This is a genomic window from Komagataeibacter oboediens, assembly GCF_018491655.1.
GTDB lineage: Bacteria > Pseudomonadota > Alphaproteobacteria > Acetobacterales > Acetobacteraceae > Komagataeibacter > Komagataeibacter oboediens.
Genome location: NZ_JABLUU010000010.1, coordinates 82,050 through 107,234 on the forward strand (window position 1 = coordinate 82,050; position 25,185 = coordinate 107,234).

Below are 25,185 nucleotides of genomic sequence, written 5' to 3' on the forward strand. Positions count from 1 at the left end.
GACACGCCAATGACCCCCCCCCAGACAGGTAGTGTCCAGCCCGCGGATGTGGACAGCATTCCCGATGTTCTGGAACGTATCTGTGCACGGACCCGGGTGGACGTGGCGCAGCGCGCGAAGGTCATGCCGCTGAAGGAAATCACGGCCCGTGCGCGGGAAGTGACCACGCCGCCGCGTGGCTTCGGGCAGGCGCTGAAGCAGAAAACCGCTGACCACCAGATCGGGCTGATCGCGGAAATCAAGAAGGCGTCGCCGTCCGCCGGTATCCTGCGCCCCGATTACGAACCCACCGTAATCGCGCAGGAATACGAAAAGGCGGGCGCGGCCTGCATTTCGGTCCTGACGGAAGGGTCGTGCTTCCACGGCAGCGCGGAAGACCTGACGCGCGTGCGGGAGGCGTGCAAGCTGCCGCTGCTGCGCAAGGACTTCATCATCGATCCGTGGCAGGTGCATGAAAGCCGCCTGATCGGGGCGGACTGCATCCTGCTGATCATGGCCATCCTGACCGATGCGGAAGCGGCCGAACTGCTGGACATCGCGCGCGGGCTGGACATGGACGTGCTGGTGGAAGTGCATGACGAGGGCGAACTGAACCGCGCACTGGCACTTGATACCTCGCTGATCGGCATCAACAACCGCAACCTGAAGACGCTGCAGACCGATATCGAGACCACCTGCCGCCTGGCCCCCCTGGTGCCGCCCGACCGGATCATCGTGTCCGAAAGCGGCATCCGCACCCATGCGGATGTCATGAAGCTGAACGCCGTGGGCGCATCTGGCTTCCTGGTGGGGGAAAGCCTGCTGCGGTACGAAGATGTCGGCCCCGCCGTCCATGCCCTGCTGGGCACCACGCCGGACGCGCCTGCCGCCGCACCGGGTGACGCCGCACCATGACAGGGCCGCGGCTGTCACATCTTGATGCGGCGGGGAATGCGGTCATGGTCGATGTCTCGGCCAAGCCGGATACGCGACGCGAAGCCGTGGCGCACGGACATATCAGCATGCGGCCTGCGACACTGGCCATGATCCTGTCGGGTGAGATGCCCAAGGGCGACGTGCTGGCTACGGCGCGCATCGCGGGCATCATGGCGGCCAAGAAGACGTCGGACCTGATCCCGCTGTGCCACCCGCTGGCCATTTCATCGGTGAAGGTCGATCTTGTGCCGGATGCGGCAGGGGACGGGATCGGGATTACGGCGCGCGTGCGTACCACCGGGCCGACAGGGGTGGAGATGGAGGCCCTGACCGCCGTCTCCGTCGCGGCGCTGACGCTGTATGACATGTGCAAGGCCGTGGAACGCGGCATGGAAATCGGTCAGATACACGTGATCCATAAATCTGGCGGCGCGTCTGGCGATTATGATCGTGCCATGACGCCGTAACGCCATGACGGTTGTGTTGGCACCCCCTCCAATTGCGGTGCGCCAGAACAGTAGCGCAGCAAGCATGAACCTGAGGACGTTTGATGAGTAACGAGACAGATCGCGGCCTGTCCGGTGGGCATAACAGCCGGGCCATGACCGAGGCCGACCTGAAGGAAGCCTATTACCAGATGGTGCTGATCCGCCGGTTCGAGGAACGCGCGGGCCAGTTGTATGGCATGGGGCTGATCGGCGGTTTCTGCCACCTGTATATCGGGCAGGAAGCGGTCGTGGTCGGGATACAGATGGAACTGAAGCAGGGGGACAAGATCATCACCTCCTACCGTGATCATGGGCAGATGCTGGCCGCCGGCATGGACCCGCGCGGGGTGATGGCCGAACTGACCGGGCGCGAGGGGGGGTACTCCCACGGCAAGGGCGGGTCGATGCACATGTTCTCCAGTGAAAAGCACTTCTATGGCGGGCACGGCATTGTCGGTGCGCAGGTCTCGCTGGGGATCGGGCTGGCGTTCGCCAACAAATACCGGGGCACGGACGAAGTCTCGGTCACGTATTATGGCGAAGGGGCGTCAAACCAGGGACAGGTTTACGAAAGCTTCAACCTTGCCGCCCTGCACAAGCTGCCCTGTCTGTTCGTGCTGGAAAACAATCGCTACGGCATGGGCACCAGTGTCGAGCGCGCTTCCGCATCGAAGGAACTGTGGCGCAATGGGGAGCCGTGGGGCATTCCGGGCATGCATGTCGATGGCATGGATGTCGAAGCCGTGCGCGCCGCAGCAGCCGAGGCCGTGGCCCACTGCCGCGCGGGCAGGGGGCCGGTGCTGCTTGAGGTCGATACATACCGTTACCGTGGCCATTCCATGTCCGATCCGGCGAAATACCGCCAGCGTTCGGAAGTTGATGAGGTGCGCAGGAACCACGACCCCATCGACCGCGTGCGCCGCGAACTGCTGGAACGCGGCGTGGCCGAAAGCGAACTGAAATCGATGGATGACAAGGTAAAGGCAGTCGTGCTGGACGCGGCGGAGTTTGCCCAGACCAGTCCCGAGCCCGATCCCTCGGAACTGTGGACGGACATACTGGTGGAAAGCTGAATTAGAGATGGCAACAGAAATACTCATGCCCGCCCTGTCCCCCACGATGAAGGAGGGCAAGGTCGCGCGCTGGCTGCGCAAGCCGGGCGAGGCGATTGCCGCGGGCGACGTGATCGCGGAAATCGAAACCGACAAGGCCACGATGGAAGTCGAGGCCGTGGATGAAGGCGTGATGGGCCGTATCCTGATCCCCGAGGGGACGGAAAACGTGGCCGTCAACACGCCCATCGCCATCCTGCTGGCGGATGGTGAGGACGCGGATGCGCAGCCCGCAGCCGCCGCCCCCACTGCCGACGCCGCCCCTGCGGCCGCTCCGCCGTCCTGTGGCCCGACGCCGTCTGCCCCGAGTACGCCGTCCGTGTCGGCCCAGCCGGAAAAGGACTGGGGCGAAACCGCCGAGATTACCGTGCGTGAAGCCCTGCGCGATGCGATGGCGGCCGAGCTTGCGCGCGACGAGGACGTGTTCCTGATCGGTGAGGAAGTGGCCCAGTACCAGGGTGCGTACAAGGTTTCGCAGGGGCTGCTGGACGAATTCGGCGAAAAGCGGGTGATTGACACCCCCATTACCGAACAGGGCTTCACCGGCATGGCCATCGGGGCCGCCCTGACGGGGCTGAAGCCGATTGTGGAGTTCATGACCATGAACTTCGCCATGCAGGCCATTGACCAGATCATCAATTCCGCCGCCAAGACACGCTACATGTCGGGCGGGCAGATGTCGTGCCCCATCGTGTTCCGTGGCCCCAACGGGGCGGCCGCCCGCGTGGGCGCGCAGCATTCGCAGTGCTATGCCAGCTGGTACGGTCACGTGCCGGGGCTGAAGGTCGTCGCCCCCTGGTCGGCTGCGGACGCCAAGGGCCTGCTGCGCGCTGCCATCCGCGATCCCAACCCGGTCATCTTCCTTGAAAACGAAATCCTGTACGGACAGCGTTTTCCCTGCCCGGTGGATGAGGACTTCATCCTGCCCATCGGCAAGGCGAAGGTCGAGCGCGAAGGGCGCGACGTGACCATCGTCACCTTCTCCATCATGGTGGGGGTTGCGCTGGAGGCGGCAGCAAAACTGGCGGAGCAGGGGATCGAGGCCGAGGTCATCAACCTGCGTACCATCCGCCCGCTGGATACCCGGACCGTGGTGGACAGCGTGAAGAAGACCAGCCGGCTGGTCACGGTGGAAGAAGGCTGGCCGTTCGCGGGTATTGGCGCTGAAATCGCCATGCAGGTGATCGAACATGCTTTCGACTACCTTGACGCGCCGCCGGTGCGCGTGGCCGGGGCCGACGTGCCCATGCCATTTGCCGCCAACCTTGAAAAACTCGCGCTGCCCAACCCGGACTGGATCATCAATGCCGTCCGGCAGGTTGTGTGAAGGGGGATCGCACGATGTCCATCAACATCCTGATGCCCGCCCTGTCGCCGACCATGAAGGAAGGCAAGCTGGCCCGCTGGGTCAAGGCGGAAGGCGAGGCGATTGCCGCGGGCGACGTGATCGCGGAAATCGAAACCGACAAGGCCACGATGGAAGTCGAAGCCGTGGATGAAGGCGTGCTGGGCCGTATCCTGATCCCCGAGGGGACGGAAGGCATTGCCGTCAACACCCCCATCGGCATTCTGGTGGCCGAAGGGGAAAGCGTGCCGGACGCGCCGGCAGCCCTGGCTGCGGCACAGGCGGCGACCCCGGCATCGGCGGCAGCCCCCGCAGCGCCAGCTACAAGCACGGCCGCCGCGCCACAGGCCGCACCGGCGGGTCGGGGCGGGCGGGTCTTTGCCTCCCCGCTGGCGCGCCGGATTGCGGCACAGAAGGGTATCGACCTGTCCACGCTGAAGGGCAGCGGCCCCAACGGGCGGATCGTGCGCCGGGATGTGGAACAGGCCGCCACCGCACCGGCACCGGCACCCGCGCCGAAACTGGCAGTGCCCGCGGCCGCCCCCGTGGCGGCGGCAGCCGGGTACGAAAGCGTGCCGCATTCCACCATGCGCAAGGTCATCGCGCGCAGGCTGACGGAGGCGAAGAGCACCGTTCCGCATTTCTACGTGGAAATGGATGTGGAACTCGACGCGCTGCTGGCCCTGCGCAGCCAGCTCAATACCGCGGCCCCCAGCGAGGGACCGGGCGCGTACAAGATTTCCGTCAACGACATGCTGGTGAAGGCTGCCGCCATCACGCTGCGCCGCGTGCCGAAGGTCAACGTGGCCTACAGCGATGAGGCAATGCTGGTATATGATGACGTGGATATTTCCGTTGCCGTCTCCATTCCCGACGGGCTGATCACGCCCATCGTCCGCAATGCCGATACCAAGGGCCTGCGCCAGATCAGTCTGGAGACACGCGACCTTGTGGCCCGTGCCCGCGCGGGCAAGCTGAAGCCGGAAGAATTCCAGGGTGGCACGTTCTCCATTTCCAACATGGGGATGTACGGGGTGAAGGCATTTTCCGCCATTCTCAACCCGCCACAGGCCGCGATCCTTGCCATTGCGGCGGGGGAACGCAGGCCGGTGGTCAAGGGCAATGATATCACCATCGCCACGGTCATGACCGTTACCCTGTCGGTTGACCACCGCGTGGTGGATGGCGCGCTGGCGGCGGAATGGGTGTCGGCCTTCCGCACCGTGGTCGAAAACCCCATGAGCCTTGTGGTCTGAGGAAACGGTCTTATGAGCACCACGCAATTTGATGTCATTGTCATCGGAGGCGGGCCGGGCGGCTATGTCGCGGCCATCCGCGCGGGCCAGCTTGGCCTGAAGGTCGCGGTGGTCGAGGCGGCGCAGCTTGGGGGCATCTGCCTCAACTGGGGCTGTATCCCGACCAAGGCCTTGCTGCGCGCATCCGAAATCAACCACATGCTGCACAATCTGGGTGAATTCGGGTTTGCCGCCGACAACGTGCGCTTTGACTTCGCCAAGGTGGTCAAGCGGTCGCGTAATGTCTCGGCCCAGCTTTCGGCAGGTGTTGCCCACCTGCTGAAAAAGCACAAGGTCACCGTCATCAACGGGTTCGGCAGGCTGGCGGGCACCGCAGGCGGGCAGCGCAAGGTGTCGGTCAGTGTCGATGGCAGGGAAACCGCCACCCTGACCGCGCCCAGCGTGGTCGTGGCCACGGGCGCGCGCGCCCGCGTGCTGCCGGGACTGGAACCTGATGGCAAGCTGGTCTGGTCCTATCGTGAGGCCATGGTGCCGACCGAACTGCCGCGCAGCCTGCTGGTGATCGGGTCCGGGGCGATCGGGGTGGAATTCGCCTCCTTCTACCGCAACATGGGGGCGGAGGTGACGATTGTGGAAGTTGCCGACCGCATCCTGCCGGTGGAAGACGCTGAAATCAGCGCCTTTGCCCGCAAGGCGCTGGAAAAGCAGGGGATGAAGATCCTGACCGGGGCGAAGCTGGGTGCGATCAGGAAGGGCGACAACGCCGTCACCATAGACGTGACCGTGGGCGGCAAGACCCAACAGGTCACGGTGGAGCGTGTGATCTCGGCAGTTGGTATTGTCGGCAATGTCGAGAATATCGGCCTGGAAGGCACCGCGATCGAGGTGGACCGCACCCATATCAAGGTCGATCCCTACTGCCGCACGGGGGAGAAGGGGGTCTACGCCATTGGTGACATCGCCGGTGCCCCATGGCTTGCGCACAAGGCCAGCCATGAAGGCGTGATGGTGGCCGAACAGATCGCGGGCCGCAGCGTCCACCCGATCAACCCGCTGAACATTCCCGGCTGCACTTACTGCCGCCCGCAGGTGGCGTCCGTCGGCATGACGGAAGAAAAGGCAAAGGCGGCAGGCCATAAGCTGCGTGTCGGGCGTTTCCCCTTCATCGGCAATGGCAAGGCGATTGCGATGGGTGAGCCAGAAGGCATGGTCAAGACCATATTCGATGACGCAACCGGCGAACTGCTGGGCGCGCACATGATTGGTCCCGAAGTGACCGAGATGATCCAGGGTTACGTCATTGCCCGCACCGGGGAACTGACGGATGCGGAACTGAAGGAAACCATCTTCCCGCATCCCACCATATCGGAAACCATGCATGAAGCGGTGCTGGCGGCCTATGACGGGGCGCTGCATATCTGATTGATAAAAAAGGAGAAGTTTCTGGGTGTCGCCTTTTTTCAAAAAGGCGGCGTTCCTTGAAGCGTTTTGCAAAAAGCTTCGCCAGAAACTTCTGGCTATCTGGCAGGCAGAGGATAACCGCCCTGATCGTGCGGTTGTGATCCCCTGCCGGGACGAAGGCGGCAAGAACGCTTGACGTGGTGGGGCAGGCGTTACACTTCTGATTATCTGCCTGTTTACGGGAATTTTTGCGTCATGTCCGTGCGTTTGATGATCGATCACCGGAAGAAAGGGGAGGCCGCACAGCGGCACCCGGAAAAGGCACACCGGCCCGACAACCCCATCGCGCGCAAGCCCGACTGGATCCGCGTGCGTGCGCCCAACCATCCCACCTATCACGAAACGCGCAAGCTCATGCGCGACAACAAGCTGGTGACGGTGTGCGAGGAAGCGGCATGCCCCAACATTGGTGAATGCTGGTCCCAGCGTCACGCCACCATGATGATCATGGGTGAAATCTGCACCCGCGCCTGTGCATTCTGCAATGTCACCACGGGCCTGCCCCATGCGCTGGATGCTGACGAACCCGAACGCGTGGCAGACGCTGTGGCGAAGCTGGGCCTGCGTCATGTTGTCATAACATCGGTGGACCGTGACGACCTGCCCGATGGCGGGGCCCACCACTTCGCGCGCGTGATCGGGGCCATACGGGCGGCGGCGCCTGACACCACCATCGAAATCCTGACCCCAGATTTCCTGCGCAAGCCGGGTAGCCTGGAGGTCGTGGTCCGTGCCCGGCCTGATGTGTTCAACCATAATCTGGAAACCGTGCCCCGGCTGTATCCCTCCATCCGGCCCGGCGCGCGGTATTACCAGTCGATGCGCCTGCTGGATGACGTGAAACGGATGGACCCGTCCATCTTCACAAAATCGGGACTGATGCTGGGACTGGGGGAAGAACGGCCCGAAATACTTCAGGTCATGGATGATCTGCGGATTGCGGACGTTGATTTCATCACACTGGGGCAATATCTCCAACCAACAGTGAAGCATGCTGCGGTGGCCCGGTTTGTCACGCCCGAGGAATTCGCCGATTATGCGGGCATGGCCCGTGTGAAGGGGTTCCTGCAGGTCAGTTCCTCGCCACTGACCCGGTCGTCGTACCATGCGGACTCTGATTTTGCGGAATTGCGCGCCGCACGTGAACAACGCCTGCGGACAGAACGTGGCGCAACGGAGATGAAGTGATGCCCACCCATGCCGAACGTCGGCTTATTGCCTATTCCCCCAGCCAGCTTTTTGACCTGGTGGCCGACGTCGGGAAATACCCCCAGTTCCTGCCGTGGTGCACGGGTGCGCGGGTGCGCACCCGCACGGCGACCGAACTGGTGGCCGACCTGACCATTGGCTTTGGTCCCTTCCGGGAAACCTTTACCAGCCGCGTGCTGCTGGAAGCGCCCGATACCATTCGCGTCAGTTATGAAAAAGGTCCGTTCCGTTACCTGAACAACGTATGGACCTTCACGCCGGAACCGCGCGGCTGCCTGGTCGATTTCTTCGTGGACTTCGAATTCCGTTCCCGCCTGCTGCAGGCGGCCATTGGCGTGGTGTTCAACGAGGCCGTGCGGCTTATGGTGTCCGCCTTCATCCGCCGGGCGCGTGACATTTACGGGCCGCCACCCGCGGTTGCCGCGCCGGGGCAGCCCGTTGGCCCGGCCAAGGCCGGCAATGCCTGACGCCCCTCCTTCGTAAAACCGGACAGGGAAAGACCGATTATGAAAACCATTCTGACCGCCATGGCGGGGGGTGTGCTGCTGTGCATGGTGCAGCCTGCGTCTGCAGCACCCGCATCGCATCACCACGCACACAGCGACTCCGTCGCCGCCAGTGACGCGGAAACCGCCGACCTGAACAACCAGAGCCTGCAGAAGGCCCGGGCTTCGCTCAAGCAGCCTGCAGCCCCGGAAACGGCAGCCGCTCCCGGACAGCCGGTGCAGGCAGCCGGAACCGGCCAGACCGCGCCCACCATCCGCGTGCCCGAAACCGGCAGCACGGTTGCCGGGTACTAGGGGGCGATTTCACAACCCCACCCGCACGGCAGATTGGACATAAACAGAAGGTTCTGGTGACGCTTTTTTCACAAAGCGTCAGGGAGCCCTGCCTTTTTTGAAAAACGGCGGCTCCGGAAGCTTTTATGTCTACCAGGGTATTGTTCTAAAAAATTCCGGCAGGCGGCTTATTCCGCCGCCAGCCGCCCTGCATGATCCAGCAGCAGGGCCAGCGCCGTACGGACGGCCTGCGTGCGTACGTCCCACCGTTCGCCCGAGAAGATGTGCGATACCATGTCTACCGTACCGCTGGTGGCCACCGCGAACCAGACCAGCCCGACCGGCTTGTCGCGGGTTGCCCCCCCTGGGCCTGCAATGCCGGTAATGGCGACGGACAGATTGGCATCGGGCGCATGGGCCAGCGCGCCCTGCGCCATGGCGGCGGCAACTTCGCGGCTGACGGCGCCGTACTGCTCCAGCAGTTTCGCAGGCACTCCCAGCGCATGGGTCTTCATGCTGTTGGAATAGGTGACAAACCCGCCCGCCACGACATCCGACGACCCGGCTGCTTCGGTCAGGGCCGCAGCCAGCAGGCCGCCGGTGCAGCTTTCCGCCGTGACGATCCGGCACCCGGCCGAACGGAAGCGGGCCAGCGCGTCGGGCATGTGGGCAAGGAATGTATCAGGTAGCATCGGGTATGGTCTCCTTTCCCGTCCTAACGCATCAGGCGAGGAAACGGATGCCTGTCAGGATGACGCCCGCCATGATCCCGGCCACGATGTCGTCGCCCATGATTCCGATGGCGTCGTGCCTGCGGTCGAACCAGCCCACCGGGCCGGGCTTGGTAATGTCAAACAGGCGGAACAGGGCGAAGGCCAGCAGAAGCCACAGCACATCCGCCCAGCGCAGGGCCGAAAGCGGCAGGGGGGCCAGCGGGAACATGGCCAGCCACATGCCCGCGACCTCATCAATCACGATCCAGCCATGGTCCTCCCCGCCGGAGGCCAGCTCCGTCGCGCGGTAGCCCACCGCCGTGCACACCAGCACCGCCAGCGCCATCCATATCCAGTGTCCCAGCAGCGGTACCCCCACGATCAGGGCTGCGAACGACCCCACGGTGCCCGGCGCACGCGGGGCGAAGCCCGTGCCGCCAAAACTGGCGATCAGGTGGGACAGGGGACGCGCCATCAACCGTGACCCGCCGCCGGGTCGGTTGCCTGGTAAATGGCCATGTTCTCCTCCACCCGTTCAACGTAGTTGCGTGTCTCCCCGAAGGGGATGCTCTCGATCCAGTCCAGCATGGCGTCCGGCTGTGGCGTGTCGCGCGCGGGATTGCCCAGTGTCACAAGCCAGCCATCCGTGCGGTGCGGTCCGGCGTTGTAGGCGGCGGCCACGTACGGCACCGCGCCCCCCATGCGCTGCGCGATGTCAGACAGATAGGCCGCCCCCAGCCGCATGTTCAGTTGTGGGTCGGTCAGGCTGGCTGCGCTGACATTCACGTTCAGCCCGGCCTTGCGCGCCACCTCGCGCGCGGTGGGTACCAGAAGCTGCATCAGCCCCACCGCATGGGCGGGGCTGACCACGCCCGCGTCAAACCCGCTTTCCTGCCGCGCCACCGCCAGTTCCACATCGGCAGGCAGGGTGGATGTCGGCGGGCTGTAGACGCGCGGCCAGCCTTCATGAACCAGCGTCAGACCGTCCTTTCCGGCCAGTCGGGCCACCATCACGGCGGCATCGGGAATGCCAAGGCGGGTCGCCATGCGCGCGGCCAGAACGTGTTTCATCGGGCCGGTATCCTGTGCATCCAGCGCCAGGATGAAGTCACGGGCATGGTGCCGGTCGCCCCACGCGACCAGTATTTCGGCGGCGCGCGCCAGGTCGCTCGTGTCGAAATGCACCGAATCGGATACGCTGGGTGCAGGTTCGCGTTCGCGCAGCAGGAATCTGCGGATCTGCTGGCCCGCCTGGTTGGGCGCCACCAACTGGTTCATGCGGTCGCCCGCCAGCCGTTCAATGGCCATCTGCCCATAAAACGTGTTGGCCAGTGCCGCGGCCTGCTGCCACTGCGCCTTCGCCGCCCCGTGCCGCCCCTGCGCCCACAGGGCGCGCCCCGTCCAGTACAGGCCGCGACTGCGGGTAATGACGGGCACGGCCTGCGTCAGCGGCGTGAAATCGGCCAGTGCGTGGTCCGCGTCATGCAGGTATTCCAGCCGGATCCATCCGGTCAGGAACAGCGCGTCATAATGGGTGGCCGACCCGATATCGGCACTGTCATTGGCCATGAACAGTGCATCATCCGTGCGGTGCGCCAGCAGCAGGTCGCGGGCCATGGCGTCGCGTTCGCGCCAGAATACGGCAGCGACCGCCGGGGTCTGCTGCTTTTCCGTTTCCACCCCCCGTTCGTGCCACAGGGCCAGTGCCTCATCCAGCCGCTGGGCATGGTGCAGCCAGCGCAGGCGGTCCAGCACCAGCGCGCCATCGGCCTGCTGTTCTGGCGGCAGGGCGGCCAGCGTGTCCTCGGCATGAGGGTCATTGCGGCGGAAGGCAAGGCGGGCGCGGGCGACAGGCTGCTGTATGGTGTCCAGCATGACGACCTGCCGTGTCGCCGCATCGATCCGGCCCGCGCGTTCCTGCCGGTCGAATCGCAGCCAGTGGTCCTGTGGTGTCAGCACGGGGCCGAAGGTGGACAGCATGGCCTGCGTTTCGCCCTGCGTGTCGGCGCGGTTGACCCATGCGACGCGGGCCCAGCTGTCGAGTGCGGCGGGAGGCGGGGCCGCATGCGCGCAGCGCTGGAGGGCGTGCACGTCCGTCAGTTGCAGGCGGCTGCATAATGCGCCGGCAACCGCGTCATCGGGTTCGGCCGCCAGTGCCTGCTGGAACTGCGCCAGCATGAGCGGCCGCAGCGGCCATGACGGGTTTTCGGTCAGGAAGGTGGCGTATTCCTCCGCCGTGCCACTGGCCGACAGCAGGCGCAGGTACACCAGCAGCTTTGCGGCGACGGGATCATCATCGGCATTGCCGGTCGCGGCCTGTCCCGGCGTGGGCCAGCCGCCCTGCGGCCCGGCGGGCGCCGGGGCTGCATGCAGCGGGGCAGGGGCCAGCAGCGTCAGCCCCGCTGTAAGGCCCAGCCCCGCCAGGGGGGCGCGACTGGCGCCGCGCGGCATTACGCGGCTCCCCCCACATGGGTCCAGACCTCGCCCCCGCCCTTGACGATCAGTTCGATCGCCACCGCCAGCACCACCAGCAGCCCGACCCACGAAATCCAGCGGTAGCGTTCCAGCAGGCGGGCGATCAGCGATGCCGCCACCGCCATCAGCACCACAGAGATGACCAGCCCCGCCACCAGCACGCCCATGTGCTCGCCCGCGGCACCCGCCACCGCCAGCACGTTATCAAGACTCATGGACAGGTCGGCCACGATGATGCGGATGATGGCGTTGCGCAGCGACGCGGGGGCAGGGGTGCCACCCTCCACATGGGCGTCGCCGCGCATTTCACGGTACATGCGCCAGCACACCCACAGCAGCAGCAGCCCCCCCGCCAGCGTCAGCCCGATGATGGCCAGCAGCCTGACCGCCACCAGCGCCAGGCAGATCCGTATGACCGCCGCCCCCAGCACGCCACACAGTATGGCGATTCGGCGCGAGGCATGCGGCAGGTTGCGCACCGCCATGCCCACCACGATGGCGTTGTCGCCCGCCAGGGTCACGTCGATCAGGACAACCTGCGCCAGCGCATAAAGGGATGAAGGGGAAAAAATGGCAGACATGGGCAAGATACGTTCCTGGGGGAGAGGGCCGCGGCAGACAGGTCCCGGGTTTCACAATCGCTTTATGCCGTTCGCTGCCCGCATCATGCAAACACACCCGCTCCGGCGCGTAATATATGCCACGTTATGAATCGCACGTGAATATACCGGGCGGTTCAGGAAACAGGCCGGGCGGCCCGGTCGGACCCCACGGAATGGAATCCGGTGGATATGACGGGGCCGGGGCGCGGCGGATGGGGCAAAAAATCCCCCGGACCGGCCCGTCTCGCGTTTTCGCCTGCCTTTGAGGGAGACGCACGCGGCAGAATTGGTTAGGAAGACCGCCTGATCGTGTCCTGTCCGTATGCAGCAAAGGAAGCCCGAGAACATGGTACCGCGCTATACCCGACCCGTAATGGCCGCCATCTGGTCGCCCGAAAACCGTTACCGCATCTGGTTCGAGATCGAGGCCCTGGCCTGTGAGGCAATGGCGGAATATGGCGCGATCCCGAAGGATGCCGCCCGGACCATCCGCACGAAGGGCGACGCCGCCATGGCCGCCTTTTCGCAGGCGGACCTTGACCGCATTGATGAAATCGAGGCCGAAACCCGCCACGACGTGATCGCGTTCCTGACGTGGCTGGCGGAAAAGGTCGGTCCCGACAGCCGCTTCGTGCATCTGGGCATGACGTCGTCCGACGTGCTGGATACCTGCCTGTCGGTGCAGATGGTGCAGGCCACCGACCTGCTGCTGCAGGACATGGACGCCGTGCTGGCGGCGCTGAAGAAGCAGGCGTTCGACCACAAATACACCCTGACCATCGGGCGCAGCCACGCAATCCACGCCGAACCGACATCGTTCGGCCTGAAGATCGCGGGACATTATGCCGAGTTTGCCCGCAACCGTGAGCGCCTGCTGCGCGCACGCGCGGAAATTGCGGTCTGCGCCATTTCCGGTGCGGTGGGTACCTACGCCCATATCGACCCGCGCGTTGAGGAATACGTGGCCGACAGGCTGGGGCTTACGCCCGAAGACGTGTCCACGCAGGTCATCCCGCGCGACCGGCATGCGGCATATTTCTGCGCGCTGGCGGTGATCGCCAGCGGGATCGAGCGTCTGGCCACCGAAGTGCGCCACCTGCAGCGTTCCGAAGTGCGCGAGGCGGAGGAATTCTTCCACAAGGGGCAGAAAGGCTCGTCGGCCATGCCGCACAAGCGCAACCCGGTGCTGTCGGAAAACCTGACCGGGCTGGCCCGCCTCGTGCGGTCGCACGTCATTCCGGCGCTGGAAAACGTGGCGCTGTGGCATGAACGCGACATCAGCCATTCCTCGGTCGAGCGCAACATCTGCCCCGATGGCACGGTCGGGCTGGACTTCGCGCTCATGCGGCTTGCGGGCATGATGGAAAAGCTGGTGGTCTATCCTGACCAGATGCAGGCCAATATCGACAGCCTTGGCGGCGTGGTGCATTCGGGCGAGGTGCTGCTGGCACTGGCGCGCGCGGGCATACTGCGCGAGGATGCGTACCGGATCGTCCAGCGCAACGCCATGGAGACATGGACAAAGCTGGGCCGCAAGGACGCAAGGACCTTCCGTGAGAACCTGGACGCCGACCCCGAGGTCGCGGGCCGGGTGCCGCCGGAGGTGCTGGACGCGGCAATGGACAGCAATGCCCACCTGCGCCAGATCGACCATACCTACAACCGCGTGTTTGGTGAGTCCGGCCCCACGCGGACCTGACGGAAACAACAGCAGGATATCAAGGCGTGTGCACTGTCGTCATTTCCCACGACCCGACCCGGGACTGGCCGCTGCTGCTGGCGGCCAACCGTGATGAACGCCTTGACCGGCCCTGGCTGCCGCCGGGACGGCACTGGGCGGACCAGCCCGATGTCGTCGGCGGTCAGGACCAGGTGGCGGGCGGGTCGTGGCTGACGCTGAATGACGCGGGCGTTGTCGCGGGCATCATGAACCGCGTGGGCAGCCTTGGTCCCATGCCGGGCAAGAACTCACGCGGGGCGCTGCCGCTGCTGGCCGGGCGCTTTCCAACCGCGCGCGACGCCGTGGCGCATATCGCCACGATCGACGCGGGGGCGTGGCGGTCGTTCAACATGATCGTGGCCGATGGGGATGACGCCTTCTTCATCCGCGGCCCCGGTTACGGGCAGCCGCAGGTCGAACCCCTGCCGCCCGGCGTGCACATGGTCGCCACCACCGACCCCGATGACATGGCCATGCCGCGCATAGCCCGGCACCTGCCGCGTTTCCGGGCTGCAGCCCGCCCGGTCCCGCCGCAGTGGACGGGGTGGACCACGCTGCTGGCCGACCGGTCGCTGCCTGCAGGCAGTGAACTGAACATTCCGCCGCGTTCGGGCTTCGGCACGTGCAGTTCGTCCGCCATCGGCGTGGCGCGGGACGGGCGGCGGTCATGGTTTTTCGCCGCCGGCGCCCCGGACCGCGTGGGCTACCAGCCCATCAATCTGTCCGCACCGGGCACGGGGGCAGGGTAAATATGGTATCTTCCCGCCCGGATCGCTGCTATGGCATGCGGACCATTTGGGATCATGCCAGACAACAGATCCTGCAGATCAGGGGAGGGGCCGCTCCCGGCCCGTCCCCACAGCGTTATGTGAAGGACGAGTATGGGCCGCCGCCGTCAGCTTTACGAAGGAAAAGCCAAGATCCTTTTCGAGGGGCCCGAGCCGGGCACCCTCGTGCAGTATTTCAAGGATGACGCCAGCGCCGGGAACGGCGCGAAAAAGGGCATCATTACCGGCAAGGGAGTGCTGAACAACCGTATCAGCGAACACCTCATGCTGCGGCTGCACGATATCGGGATCCCCACCCATTTCATCCGCCGCCTGAACATGCGCGAGCAGCTGATCCGTGAAGTGGAGATCATTCCGCTGGAAGTCGTGGTGCGCAACGTTGCCGCGGGATCCCTGACCAAGCGGCTGGGCATTCAGGAAGGCACGCGCCTGCCGCGCCCGATCATCGAATTCTATTACAAGAACGACGCCCTGGGCGATCCGATGGTGAGTGAGGAACACATCACTGCCTTCGGCTGGGCCTGCCCGCATGACATGGAAGACATCGTGTCGCTGAGCATGCGCGTGAACGACTTCCTGTGCGGCCTGTTCATGGGCATCGGCATCATACTGGTGGATTTCAAGCTGGAATTCGGCCGCCTGTTCGAAGGCGATAACATGCGCATCGTGCTGGCGGATGAAATCTCGCCCGATAACTGCCGCCTGTGGGATGCCAAGACCAGCGAGAAGCTGGATAAGGACCGTTTCCGCAAGGACATGGGCAGGGTTGAGGAAGCATATCAGGAAGTCGCGATGCGCCTGGGTATCCTGCCCGAGGCCACGAATTCCGACATGAAGGGACCGGAGGTAATGCAATGAAGGTGCGTGTGACCGTCATGCTGAAGGAAGGCGTGCTCGACCCGCAGGGCAAGGCGGTGGAACACGCCCTGCACGTGCTGGATTTTTCGAATGTGGGTGAAGTCCGCATCGGACGTGTCATCGAACTGGACATTGACGAAACCGACCGCGAACGCGCCCGCGCGCAGGCCGATGCCATGGCGCGCGCGCTGCTGGCCAATCTTGTGATCGAGGACTTCACGACGGAGGTTGTCGGATGAAGATCGCCCGCCTTCTTGCCCTTGGCTGCGTCATGGCCGTGGCCCTGCCGGCAGCCCATGCGTCCGCCCAGCGTGTCTCGCGCCTGACGGGAGAGCAGCTTGGTTCGCTGTGCACCAAGCCCACGGGGACCGGCATCTGTGACGCCTACATCTCAGGCGTGGCCGATGCGGGCGCGCTTGACCACCTGTTCGAGCGTAATGCCGAAAAGGATACCAAGGACGTCGCGGCCTTCTGCATCGCCCCGGCCGCTGCCACGGCGGACATACGTGGCAAGGTTGTTGGCTGGATGAAGGATCACCGCGACGGGCTGTCCCGCCCGGCGGGGGAGGTCGTGTTCACCGCGCTGCATGAAACCTATCCCTGCGGCGGCAGCAAATGAAGGCGGCGATCGTAGTCTTCCCCGGCACCAACCGCGAACGTGACATGGCCATCGCCCTGCGTGGCGTGACGGGACACGCACCGGCCATGGTGTGGCACCGCGAGGACGCGCTGCCCGCGGGCACCGACCTTGTGGTGCTGCCCGGTGGCTTCAGCTATGGCGATTACCTGCGCTGTGGCGCGATGGCGGCGCATGCGCCGGTCATGGCGGCCATCCGTGAATTCGCGGCGAAAGGCGGCCATGTCCTGGGCGTGTGCAACGGGTTCCAGATCCTGACCGAAGCGCAGCTCCTGCCCGGTGCGCTGCTGCGCAACGCGGCACTGCGCTTCCTGTCGCAGGACTGTTTCCTGCGTGTTGAGCGCAATGATACACCGTTTACCCGCCACTGGGCGAAGGGCGACGTGTTCCGCACCCCCATGGCGCATGGGGACGGCAATTACATCGCCAGCGCCGACACCATCCGCATGCTGGAAGACACGAACCGCGTGGCCTTCCGTTACGTGGCCGAAGATGGCCGCATGGACGAAGGCGACCCGCAGATCAACCCCAACGGGTCGATGCACGCCATTGCCGGTGTGTTCAGCGAAAACCTGCGCGTATGCGGCATGATGCCCCACCCGGAGGATCTGGTTGATCCGCTGATGGGTGGCGAGGATGGTAAACCCCTGTTTACGGGACTTGTGGAGGCTCTGGTCGGATGAGTGCAAAGGTATCCCGCCCCGTTGATGAGGCACTGGCGCGCGAATTCGGCCTGACGGCGGAAGAATACGGCAATGTCCTGTCCATCATGGGCCGCACGCCCACATTCACGGAACTGGGCATCTTTTCGGTCATGTGGTCGGAACACTGCTCGTACAAATCGTCGCGCGCGTTCCTGAAGACCCTGCCGACGAAGGCCCCCTGGGTCATCCATGGCCCCGGCGAGAACGCGGGCGTGGTCGATATCGGGCAGGGGCTGGCCGCCATCTTCAAGATGGAAAGCCACAACCACCCTTCCTTCATTGAACCCTATCAGGGCGCGGCCACTGGCGTGGGCGGCATCCTGCGCGATGTGTTCACCATGGGCGCGCGTCCTGTCGCCAACCTCAATGCCCTGCGTTTTGGCGACCCGAACAACCCGCAGACCCGCCGCATCGTGGATGGCGTGGTGCGCGGCGTGGGCGGTTACGGCAACTGCGTGGGCGTGCCCACGGTGGGCGGCGAGATCAATTTTCACCCCGCATATGACGGCAACCCGCTGGTCAACGCCATGACGGTTGGCGTGGCGCGGCAGGACCGCATCTTCCTGTCGGCTGCCGCAGGTGTTGGCAATCCGGTCATCTATGTCGGGTCCAAAACCGGGCGCGACGGCATCCATGGGGCCACCATGTCGTCGTCGGAGTTTGACGAGGATGCGCTGGCCAAGCGCCCGACCGTGCAGGTGGGGGATCCGTTTGTTGAAAAGCTGCTGATCGAGGCCTGTCTGGAACTGATGGCGACGGATGCCATCGTGGCCATTCAGGACATGGGGGCGGCGGGGCTTACGTCATCGTCCGTTGAAATGGCGGGCAAGGGCGGCGTTGGCATCGACCTCGACCTTGACCACGTGCCGCAGCGCGAACGTGGCATGACGGCGTATGAAATGATGCTGTCCGAAAGTCAGGAACGCATGCTGATCGTGCTGCGCCCCGACCGCACGGAACAGGCCCGTGCCATTTTTGACAAGTGGGAACTGGATTTTGCCGTCATCGGGCATCTGACCGATACCGGCAACATCGTGATCCGCCACAACGGGGAGGTCGAGGCCGACATTCCGCTGGCCCCGCTGGCGGATCAGGCCCCGGTCTATCACCGCCCGACCGCGCCCGCGCTGAAGCCGCAGCCGATGGAGCAGATCATCGACCCCGTTGGCGTGGAACAGGCACTGATCCGGCTGATCGGCTGCCCCGACCTGGCGTCGCGCGCATGGGTGTACAACCAGTATGACAGCACGGTGGGCGGCCAGACGGTCCGCAGGCCGGGTGCGGCCGATGCCGCGATCGTCAAGGTTGAGGATACGCAAATCGGTCTTGCCCTGACCACCGACTGCACGCCACGCTACTGCCGCGCGAATGCGAAGCTGGGCGGCGCGCAGGCCGTGGCCGAAGCCTGGCGCAACATTACCGCGACCGGCGCACGCCCGCTGGCGGTGACGGATAACCTGAACTTCGGCTCGCCTGAAAAGCCGGAGGTGATGGGCCAGTTCGTCGATGCCATCGCGGGCATGGGGGAGGCCTGCCGCGCGCTGGACTTCCCGGTCGTCAGTGGCAATGTCTCGCTGTACAATGAAACCCGCGCGCCGGATGGCACGTCGCAGTCCATCCTGCCTACGCCCGCCATTGGTGGCCTTGGCGTGCTGGAGGACGTGCGCACGGCGGTCGGGCTGGAAATGCCCGATGAGTGCGACATCATGCTGCTGGGCGAGACGAAGGGCCAGCTTGGCCAGTCGATCTGGCTGCGTGAAATTCTTGGCGCGCAGGATGGTGAGCCGCCGGAACTCGACCTGGCCGCCGAACGGCGCAATGGCGATTTCGTACGCGGCCTGATCCAGAACGGCATCGTCATCGCCTGCCACGACGTGGCCGATGGCGGCGTGCTGGTGGCGGTGGCCGAAATGGTCATGGCGGGGCAGGCGGGATGCGTTCTGGGCGCGCCGCAGTCGGGCATGCGGCCCGAAGCCTTCTGGTTCGGCGAGGACCAGTCACGCTATGTCGTGGCCGTACGTGACGGGCAGGCGCTGGCGACCCTTGCGGAACAGGCGGGGGTGCCATGTCGCAAACTTGGCCGTTCTGGCGGGCAGGGTTTGACATTGCCCAGTGGTTCCACAATATCCAAGGCACGTCTGCTCGCGGTGCATTCCGAATTCTTTCCGCGACTGATGGACCGATAGGGCAGGAGTTTTAAGCCAGATGGCAATGACGGCACAGGAAATCGAAACCTATATCCGCGAAGCCCTGCCTGACGCGAAGATTACGATTGATGATCTGGCAGGCGATGGCGACCACTATGCCTGCCGTGTCGTGAGCGAGGCCTTCCGTGGCCTTCCGCGCGTGCGGCAGCACCAGTTGGTCTATAACGCGCTGCAGGGGCATATGGGCGGCAAGCTGCACGCCCTGGCGCTGCAGACACAGACGCCCGACTGACCTTACGCGATATCCTTACCCCCAAAGCAGGAAACGAAAACATGGCTGAAACAATCGCACAGCGCATCCAGGCGCAGATCGACGCCAATCCCGTCATGCTGTACATGAAGGGTGACGCCAATTTCCCGCAGTGCGGCTTCTCCGCGCGCGTGGTGCAGGTGCTCAAGCACCTTGGCGTGCCGTTCAAGACCGAAAACGTGCTGGCCGATCCCGAACTGCGTCAGGGGATCAAGGACTTCTCCAACTGGCCCACGGTGCCGCAGCTCTACATCAAGGGCGAATTCATCGGTGGCTGTGACATCGTGACGGAAATGTACCAGACCGGTGAGCTGCAGAAGCTGCTGACGGAAAAGGGCATCGTCACGGCCGCGGCCTGATTGCGCCACGCGCCCATGGTGCGCCGATCGGGACGGGCGGGACAGAAATGTTCCGCCCGTTCTTTTTATACCCAATTTTATACCGAACATCACTTGCGTCATGCCCGTGCTTTCGCCTAGCTTCATCCAGGTTTGAAAAACAAGGGGGCCTGATGCGCTACAGTGACTTGCGTTTTGCTACAATGCTACTGCTTGGCGCAGGTCTTGTTGGCAGCATCGTGACACCCGCCCACGCCCGCACCCACGCCGTGACGGACAGTGAAGCGGACCGCCTGACACTTGGCGCACTTATCGCGCCGCCGCCGCCCGTCCGGCATGTGACCTATCACCGTCGCGCGGGTGGTCATGCCGCCCCGGTGGTGATGGCGGCAAACCACAGTTCCGCTGCGCATACGCGGCATACGATGGTCCACACCATCGTCTATCATCCGCATGGCACTGTTACCCACCACATTCACCCCACGGCCGCCCGGCACCGTACCTGATATCCTGCCGTGCCGTCAGTACTGCCTGAAGGCATCGGGTATCCATTCCACGACATTGCCCGGCAGCACCGCGCCGACATCGAAGCGGATGCTGTCATAGGCCCAGTCCGGGTTGGCCGCGCATAAGAACTGCGCTGCGTTCATGATCCGCGCCACCTGTGACGGGCGAATGGCTTCCCCTGCCGCCAGCAGGGAGGGCCGGGCCTTGATCTCCGCGAACATCAGGCATCCTGCGCGCAGCGCCACGATATCCACCTCGCCCCACCGGGTGCGCGCACGGTGCAGCAGGACCTGCCAGCCACGGGCCTGCAGGTCCGCAATTGCCAGCCGTTCCGCCGCCATGCCATCGCTAAAAGCGCGCCTGCCGCGCCGCTGCCGGCCCGTTTGTGCGGGGCGGGCGTCCTGCTGTGTCATGCTTTGTTTTTCCTGTGGCGTCATGGGTATGTAAAACGCGATGGGTAGGATATAGCAGGCGGCCTGACCGGGCGGTCCGGGCATGGACCGGTACCGTGCGCCGGAACGGGATGCGCGACATGATTTTTCATTTCCTGACCATATGGGATATTTGCCTGCTGCTGGTGCGCGTGTCCATTATCGTGGTGGTGGTGGTGCATGTGCTGCTGACCAAGCGGGATGTCGGGGCGTCCATCGGCTGGATCGGGGTGACCGTGCTCATGCCGCTGACGGGCGGCGTGCTGTATTCCATGTTCGGCATCAACCGTGTGCACCGGCGGGCGCGGCGCATGGCGGGGCAGCACCCGTGGCGCAGCCGCACCACGTCATCGCAATGGCGCAGGGAGGAAACCGGGACGTTCGCGCCGCTTGCCTCCATGGCCGGGAAACTGACCGGGCGGCCGCTGCTGGGGGGCAATGCGGTAACCCCCATGCATGATGGCGACAGCGTCTATCCCCGCATGCTGGCGGCCATAAATAATGCGCGGCACAGCGTGCTGATGTGTTCCTACATCTTTCGCGATGACCGCATTGGGCGGCAGTTCTGCGATGCGCTGATCGCGGCCCATAAGCGGGGCGCGCAGGTGCGCGTGCTGGTTGATGGCGTCGGGTCGGGATATTTCAATTGTGGCGTGGGGCGGATCCTGCACCATGCGGGTGTGCCGGTGGGGCGGTTCATGCATTCCATGCTGCCGTGGCGCATGCCGTTCATCAACATGCGTGACCACAAGAAAATACTGGTGGTGGACGGGCTGACCGGGTTCATGGGCGGCCTGAACATTGGTGAGGAAAACATCGCCGCCTCCCGCCCCCGGCACCCGGTATCGGATACGCATTTCGAACTGAATGGCCCGGTCGTCCATCAGTTGAGCGAGGCGTTCGCGCGTGATTGGGCCTTTACCTGTGGCGAGGAACTGACGGCGGACATCTACTTTCCCCGGCAGGACAGCCACGGCCCCAGCCTGAGCCGCATCGTCACCGCCGGGCCGGATATGGATCTGGAAAAGATCGAATACACCATGCTGCAGGCCTTTACGCTGGCGCAGCGCAGCATCCGGATCATGACGCCGTATTTCCTGCCCGATGACCGGTTTCTGACCGCGCTGGCCCTTGCGTCCATGCGGGGGATCGAGGTGGATATCGTCGTGCCGTGGCACAGCAACCATACCCTGCTGGACTGGGCGCGGGCAGCCAACCTGCCGCGTTTTCTGGATTCCGGGTGCCGGATCTGGCTGGCGCGGCCGCCGTTCAACCATTCCAAGCTGATGGTGGTGGACCGGCACTGGTCATTCGTGGGCAGTTCCAACCTGGATGTGCGCAGCCTGCGGCTGAACTTTGAAATCAACCTCGAAATCTATGACGACGCGCTGGCGACCATGATTGATGGGTTCATTGCCACCCACCGCCATGTGCGCATGACGCATCATGACCTTGATCGCCGGTCCTTTCCGCGCAAGATGCGTGACGCGGCGGCACGGCTGCTCCTGCCCTATCTGTAGGAAACCACTGATGAAACAGAGGTTTCTGGGGGCCGCCGTTTTTCAAGAGGCGGCGTTTCCCGAATATCCCTGAACCAAGCGTCACCAGACCCCTCTGTCTGTCCGGACAATGGGTAACGGGACTAGCGCGTGGGCTTCAGCAGGACCGAGATGGGTCGGTGGTCGGATGCGTAATTCTCGATTACATGGCGTTCGACACAGGTCAGGCCGCGGACAAGGCAGCGGTCCAGCCGGATGGGCAGCATGTCGGCCATGCGGTGCGTCGGCGCGCGTGGCCCCACGTCATGGAAATGGCGGATCAGGGCGGGACCGACCTGATTGAAATCCCCCAGGATGGCGGCCTGATGCGGCAGGATCTGCACCACCCGGCGCAACTGCCGGCGGTTGAGCAGCTGCCCGTGCGACAGGTGGACGTTGGCCACCGTTACCGTCCCGCAATCCACGATCTGCGCCACGCGGCGGATCAGTGTGCCGGCGGGCAGGGTGCAGGTCAGCGGTTCGCGGCGATAGGGCCATGGGCTCCAGCACGCCAGCCCGTGTATGCGGCCGGGCAGGGGGGAACGCGCGTAATGCCCGCCGATCAGGGTGGGCAGGGTGTCGATTTCCACCGTTGCTTCCTGCATCAGCATAAGGTCCGGCCGTTCGGTGCGGATCAGGTCGATTACGTCGCGGACCGTCGCCCCGATGCGGCGCAGCAGGTTCCAGCTGACGATCTTGATCGCCTCGCCCTCGCGGTCGGGCGGGGTCAGGTCCATCTGCGGTGGCGAGCCATGGCGTGGCTGGATGGAGGGCAGGCGAAGATAGGGGCGGGCTAGGGTCATGGTTCGATAAACGGCTCGCGTATTTCGTCAGGGATGGGGTCCTTCGACCGGGGATCGCCCGCGGCGAATTCGGCAGTCAGGGTATAGCCCACGCCAATCAGGACGGGGCCAAGGAAAATTCCCAGCCCCCCGAATGTCAGGACACCCCCCAGCACGCCCAGCACCGTCAGCAGGTAGGGCATCTGCGCGCCACGCGCAATGAACATGGGACGGATGATGTGGTCTGCCCCGGATACGATGATCGTGCCATACAGCAGCAGGAAAATGCCCCAGCCGGGATGGTGGGTCAGCAGCAGGAACACGGCGGCGGGAATCCAGATCAGCGGCGCGCCGATGGGCAGCACCGCGACAAAGGCGGTGACCGCGCCCAGCAGCACGGGGCTGGAAATACCCGCAATGGCAAAGCCGATGCACGTCAGGATGCCCTGTATGATGGCAGTGCCAAGGATGCCGTACACCGTGCCCCGGATGGTCCGGCCCACGATGCGCAGGATCCGTTCGGCATACACGCCCGCGATCCGCCGCACCACGGCCACGAAGGTGTTGCCCAGCGCGTCCCCCCCCAGCCAGAAGAAGAAGGAGATGAACAGCGCCATGGCCAGATGCGCCAGCCCGCTGGCCAGCTGCATCATGGCGCTGAGGATCGATTGCCCGATCCGTCCGGCATAGGGGCGCACGATCTGGTCTATGCTGCCGACATCAACCGACCATTTCTGCCATTTTTCAACAATTTCGGGGCCAAAATGCGGGATATGCGCAATGCGCGCTGGCAGTTGCGGCAGGTGCAGCGTGCCCACGGTGTCCACCACGTACTGCAGGGTGGCCGGAACGTCGGCAATGCTGCTGGATACCACCACCGCCAGCGGCACCACCAGCACCAGCGCGCACAGCACCGTCATGATCAGGGCCGCGGGCAGCAGCGACATGTGCCGCCGCAGCCGCATGAATACCGGCCATGTGGAAAAGGTCAGGATCGCAGCCCACAGCAGGGCGGTAAGGAACGGATACAGGATCAGGACGCAGCCGAATGCGATCCCCCCCAGCATCAGTCCCATCATGATACGTTCGACCATAGCGGTGGCGTATCCCCTCCTGCCATTAAACGAAAGACAAATGTTCAGGACTTTCGTTCCCGTGCCGTATGCTGCACCTTATTGTGCGACACGCAATTCCTAAAGACCGGGAGAAGGTATGCATCCGCTGATCTCAGCCAGTGATCTGGCACAGGCCATCCAACAGGGCGACATCCTTGTGCTTGATGCCTCCATGGCACTGCCGGGGCAGGCCTTTGACCCGCAGCAGCGTTTTGCCAATGCCCATATCGCCGGCGCCGTGCGCTTTGACATCGATACCTTCTCCGATCCGGATTCCCCCCTGCCGCACACCATTCCCGGTCAGGCCCGCTTTGCCCGGCTGGCGACGGAACGGGGCATGGCCAATACGAAACGCATCGTGTTCTATGATCAGGACGGCATGGCCTGTGCCGCGCGGGCATGGTGGCTGACACGCCTGTTCGGTCATGAACGGGTGCAGGTGCTCGAAGGGGGGCTGGCGGCATGGAAAAGTGCTGGCCTGCCACTGGAAAGCGGGCCGGATCTTGCCGCCCCCGCGCCGTTTGTCAGCCGTCCGCGCTATGACCGCCTGCATGGCACGGGGGACGTGCTGGACATCGTGCACGGCCGCCTGCCGGGACTGATTCTTGACGCGCGCAGCCGGGGCCGGTTCGAAGGGCGCGATCCCGAACCGCGCGCCGGGATTGAATCGGGCCACATGCCCGGAGCCCGCAGCCTGCCCTATACCGAACTGCTGGACGATAATGGCCGCTTCCTGCCCGCTGCTACGCTGAAAGAGAAATTTGCGGGACTTGGCGTGACCGACACTACCGCCGTCACCTGTTCATGCGGCAGTGGCATGACCGCGTGCATGATTGCGCTGGCGCTGGTCAGCATCGGGGCGGGTGCGGGGGAACCCGCGGTCTATGACGGGTCATGGGCGGAATGGGCGTCCACGCCTGACTCGCCCATCGTGTGTGGCGCATAAGGGGCGGAC

At 64.5% G+C, this 25,185-nt stretch carries 29 protein-coding genes; 22 read left to right on the plus strand and 7 right to left on the minus strand.

Annotated features, from left to right (window positions below; all coding sequences use genetic code 11):
• Window positions 1-9: 9 nt before the first annotated feature.
• The 10 genes from trpC (at window position 10) to HNO79_RS10030 (ending at window position 8,586) form a co-directional block, all read left to right on the plus strand.
• Window positions 10-894, plus strand: a complete 885-nt coding sequence (gene trpC, locus HNO79_RS09985; protein ID WP_200409551.1) for an indole-3-glycerol phosphate synthase TrpC — start codon at window positions 10-12, stop codon at window positions 892-894.
• Complete coding sequence (gene moaC, locus HNO79_RS09990) at window positions 891-1,382, plus strand: cyclic pyranopterin monophosphate synthase MoaC (RefSeq protein WP_010514245.1); 492 nt, start codon at window positions 891-893, stop codon at window positions 1,380-1,382. Before trpC ends, moaC begins: the two co-directional genes overlap by 4 nt.
• 134 nt (window positions 1,383-1,516) lie before the next feature.
• Complete coding sequence (gene pdhA / locus HNO79_RS09995) at window positions 1,517-2,476, plus strand: pyruvate dehydrogenase (acetyl-transferring) E1 component subunit alpha (RefSeq protein WP_234448266.1); 960 nt, start codon at window positions 1,517-1,519, stop codon at window positions 2,474-2,476.
• Between the two features lie 7 nt (window positions 2,477-2,483).
• Window positions 2,484-3,842: a pyruvate dehydrogenase complex E1 component subunit beta gene (locus HNO79_RS10000; RefSeq protein ID WP_214164808.1), complete on the plus strand. Its 1,359-nt coding sequence runs from the start codon at window positions 2,484-2,486 to the stop codon at window positions 3,840-3,842.
• A 14-nt stretch (window positions 3,843-3,856) separates the two neighbouring features.
• Entirely contained in the window at window positions 3,857-5,116 is a 1,260-nt protein-coding gene (locus HNO79_RS10005; RefSeq protein ID WP_214164807.1) for a pyruvate dehydrogenase complex dihydrolipoamide acetyltransferase, read from the plus strand.
• 12 nt (window positions 5,117-5,128) lie between these two features.
• The gene (lpdA, locus tag HNO79_RS10010) at window positions 5,129-6,538 is read left to right on the plus strand and encodes a dihydrolipoyl dehydrogenase (RefSeq protein WP_010514248.1); all 1,410 of its coding nucleotides are present in this window, start codon (window positions 5,129-5,131) and stop codon (window positions 6,536-6,538) included.
• Window positions 6,539-6,563: 25 nt separating this feature from the next.
• Window positions 6,564-6,713, plus strand: a complete 150-nt coding sequence (locus HNO79_RS10015) for a hypothetical protein (protein WP_214164806.1) — start codon at window positions 6,564-6,566, stop codon at window positions 6,711-6,713.
• A 59-nt stretch (window positions 6,714-6,772) separates the two neighbouring features.
• Window positions 6,773-7,765, plus strand: a complete 993-nt coding sequence (gene lipA, locus HNO79_RS10020) for a lipoyl synthase (RefSeq protein ID WP_010514249.1) — start codon at window positions 6,773-6,775, stop codon at window positions 7,763-7,765.
• The gene (locus HNO79_RS10025; protein WP_010514251.1) at window positions 7,765-8,253 is read left to right on the plus strand and encodes a type II toxin-antitoxin system RatA family toxin; all 489 of its coding nucleotides are present in this window, start codon (window positions 7,765-7,767) and stop codon (window positions 8,251-8,253) included. The genes lipA and HNO79_RS10025 overlap by 1 nt, the downstream gene beginning before the upstream one ends.
• Before the next feature lie 39 nt (window positions 8,254-8,292).
• Window positions 8,293-8,586 (plus strand): hypothetical protein, encoded by a 294-nt coding sequence (locus HNO79_RS10030; protein ID WP_187294201.1) that lies wholly within the window; start codon window positions 8,293-8,295, stop codon window positions 8,584-8,586.
• 167 nt (window positions 8,587-8,753) lie between these two features.
• Here HNO79_RS10030 and HNO79_RS10035 read toward each other — a convergent pair whose 3' ends face one another.
• From HNO79_RS10035 to HNO79_RS10050, 4 genes are read right to left on the minus strand one after another with little or no spacing between them, the layout of a single operon-like run.
• Complete coding sequence (locus tag HNO79_RS10035; protein WP_010514253.1) at window positions 8,754-9,257, minus strand: CinA family protein; 504 nt, start codon at window positions 9,255-9,257, stop codon at window positions 8,754-8,756.
• Between the two features lie 31 nt (window positions 9,258-9,288).
• Window positions 9,289-9,753, minus strand: a complete 465-nt coding sequence (locus HNO79_RS10040; RefSeq protein WP_010514254.1) for a phosphatidylglycerophosphatase A family protein — start codon at window positions 9,751-9,753, stop codon at window positions 9,289-9,291.
• Window positions 9,753-11,729, minus strand: a complete 1,977-nt coding sequence (locus HNO79_RS17410; protein ID WP_214164805.1) for a lytic transglycosylase domain-containing protein — start codon at window positions 11,727-11,729, stop codon at window positions 9,753-9,755. Before HNO79_RS17410 ends, HNO79_RS10040 begins: the two co-directional genes overlap by 1 nt.
• Window positions 11,729-12,334: a YjbE family putative metal transport protein gene (locus HNO79_RS10050; RefSeq protein ID WP_010514256.1), complete on the minus strand. Its 606-nt coding sequence runs from the start codon at window positions 12,332-12,334 to the stop codon at window positions 11,729-11,731. The genes HNO79_RS17410 and HNO79_RS10050 overlap by 1 nt, the downstream gene beginning before the upstream one ends.
• 367 nt (window positions 12,335-12,701) lie before the next feature.
• On the opposite strand from HNO79_RS10050, the gene purB reads away from it, so the two are divergent.
• The 10 genes from purB (at window position 12,702) to HNO79_RS10100 (ending at window position 20,363) form a co-directional block, all read left to right on the plus strand.
• Window positions 12,702-14,054: an adenylosuccinate lyase gene (gene purB / locus HNO79_RS10055; protein ID WP_010514257.1), complete on the plus strand. Its 1,353-nt coding sequence runs from the start codon at window positions 12,702-12,704 to the stop codon at window positions 14,052-14,054.
• Window positions 14,055-14,080: 26 nt separating this feature from the next.
• Window positions 14,081-14,824, plus strand: a complete 744-nt coding sequence (locus tag HNO79_RS10060; protein WP_048856696.1) for an NRDE family protein — start codon at window positions 14,081-14,083, stop codon at window positions 14,822-14,824.
• A 132-nt stretch (window positions 14,825-14,956) separates the two neighbouring features.
• Complete coding sequence (gene purC, locus HNO79_RS10065) at window positions 14,957-15,721, plus strand: phosphoribosylaminoimidazolesuccinocarboxamide synthase (protein ID WP_010514260.1); 765 nt, start codon at window positions 14,957-14,959, stop codon at window positions 15,719-15,721.
• A complete protein-coding gene (gene purS, locus HNO79_RS10070; protein WP_010514261.1) occupies window positions 15,718-15,960 on the plus strand; it encodes a phosphoribosylformylglycinamidine synthase subunit PurS in 243 nt (80 codons plus the stop codon). Before purC ends, purS begins: the two co-directional genes overlap by 4 nt.
• Complete coding sequence (locus tag HNO79_RS10075) at window positions 15,957-16,340, plus strand: Rap1a/Tai family immunity protein (RefSeq protein WP_010514262.1); 384 nt, start codon at window positions 15,957-15,959, stop codon at window positions 16,338-16,340. Before purS ends, HNO79_RS10075 begins: the two co-directional genes overlap by 4 nt.
• Window positions 16,337-17,041, plus strand: a complete 705-nt coding sequence (gene purQ, locus HNO79_RS10080) for a phosphoribosylformylglycinamidine synthase subunit PurQ (protein WP_010514263.1) — start codon at window positions 16,337-16,339, stop codon at window positions 17,039-17,041. Before HNO79_RS10075 ends, purQ begins: the two co-directional genes overlap by 4 nt.
• On the plus strand, window positions 17,038-19,248 hold the full coding sequence (gene purL / locus HNO79_RS10085; RefSeq protein ID WP_214164804.1) for a phosphoribosylformylglycinamidine synthase subunit PurL: 2,211 nt from the start codon (window positions 17,038-17,040) through the stop codon (window positions 19,246-19,248). The genes purQ and purL overlap by 4 nt, the downstream gene beginning before the upstream one ends.
• Window positions 19,249-19,267: 19 nt before the next feature.
• A complete protein-coding gene (locus HNO79_RS10090; protein WP_010514265.1) occupies window positions 19,268-19,501 on the plus strand; it encodes a BolA family protein in 234 nt (77 codons plus the stop codon).
• A gap of 41 nt (window positions 19,502-19,542) precedes the next feature.
• Window positions 19,543-19,878, plus strand: coding sequence for a Grx4 family monothiol glutaredoxin (grxD, locus tag HNO79_RS10095; RefSeq protein ID WP_010514266.1), 336 nt, complete (start codon window positions 19,543-19,545; stop codon window positions 19,876-19,878).
• Between the two features lie 152 nt (window positions 19,879-20,030).
• Window positions 20,031-20,363, plus strand: coding sequence for a hypothetical protein (locus HNO79_RS10100; RefSeq protein ID WP_181418181.1), 333 nt, complete (start codon window positions 20,031-20,033; stop codon window positions 20,361-20,363).
• A 15-nt stretch (window positions 20,364-20,378) separates the two neighbouring features.
• On the opposite strand, the gene HNO79_RS10105 is transcribed toward HNO79_RS10100, so the two are convergent.
• Window positions 20,379-20,777: a YraN family protein gene (locus HNO79_RS10105; protein ID WP_374699963.1), complete on the minus strand. Its 399-nt coding sequence runs from the start codon at window positions 20,775-20,777 to the stop codon at window positions 20,379-20,381.
• A gap of 119 nt (window positions 20,778-20,896) precedes the next feature.
• On the opposite strand from HNO79_RS10105, the gene cls reads away from it, so the two are divergent.
• A complete protein-coding gene (gene cls / locus HNO79_RS10110; RefSeq protein ID WP_029329440.1) occupies window positions 20,897-22,315 on the plus strand; it encodes a cardiolipin synthase in 1,419 nt (472 codons plus the stop codon).
• Window positions 22,316-22,437: 122 nt separating this feature from the next.
• Here the strand turns inward: cls and HNO79_RS10115 are convergent, their stop codons facing one another.
• Window positions 22,438-23,136, minus strand: coding sequence for an endonuclease/exonuclease/phosphatase family protein (locus tag HNO79_RS10115; protein WP_010514271.1), 699 nt, complete (start codon window positions 23,134-23,136; stop codon window positions 22,438-22,440).
• The gene (locus HNO79_RS10120; protein WP_010514272.1) at window positions 23,133-24,209 is read right to left on the minus strand and encodes an AI-2E family transporter; all 1,077 of its coding nucleotides are present in this window, start codon (window positions 24,207-24,209) and stop codon (window positions 23,133-23,135) included. The genes HNO79_RS10115 and HNO79_RS10120 overlap by 4 nt, the downstream gene beginning before the upstream one ends.
• 118 nt (window positions 24,210-24,327) lie before the next feature.
• Here HNO79_RS10120 and HNO79_RS10125 point away from each other — a divergent pair, with 118 nt between their 5' ends.
• Window positions 24,328-25,176 (plus strand): sulfurtransferase, encoded by an 849-nt coding sequence (locus HNO79_RS10125; RefSeq protein ID WP_214164803.1) that lies wholly within the window; start codon window positions 24,328-24,330, stop codon window positions 25,174-25,176.
• Window positions 25,177-25,185: the final 9 nt, after the last annotated feature.